We start from the raw sequence: 335 nt of genomic DNA, 5'->3' as shown, positions 1-335 counted from the left end.
GGCCTTCTTCCGCGCGGTTGCGGAGTTGCAGCTCATCCACATGAACTGGCTTTATCGCATGGTCGAAGACGCGACCTTGCATTCGACGCGTGCCCGCATTGCCCGCCGGCTGCTGCTGCTCGCTGCGGGCGACGTGACCATGCTGTCGCAGAGCCGCCCGGAGGTCGCGGTCTCCCACGACACGCTTGCGATGATGCTCGGCATCACGCGCCAGACGCTCTCGCTGGAACTCAAGGCAATGGCGGAGCAAGGAGCGATCGTCCTCCGGTATGGCCGGATCGAAATCTGTTCGAAGGAGATGCTGTGCTCCTTTCAGGAATGCCATTGATCGCTCC

General features: G+C 62.4%; 1 protein-coding gene. It reads left to right on the top strand.

Annotated elements, in window-relative coordinates; all coding sequences use genetic code 11:
• Positions 1–328 (top strand): Crp/Fnr family transcriptional regulator (locus SB753_RS35655; protein ID WP_410804796.1); only part of this gene is annotated, 328 nt, incomplete at its 5' end.
• Positions 329–335 lie beyond the last annotated feature (7 nt).

This window comes from Paraburkholderia sp. SIMBA_053 (assembly GCF_046534895.1).
In the GTDB taxonomy this organism is placed as follows: Bacteria; Pseudomonadota; Gammaproteobacteria; order Burkholderiales; family Burkholderiaceae; genus Paraburkholderia; species Paraburkholderia caledonica.
The sequence above is the reverse complement of the archived record's forward strand: the minus strand, read 5'-3'. Positions and strand labels throughout refer to the sequence as shown.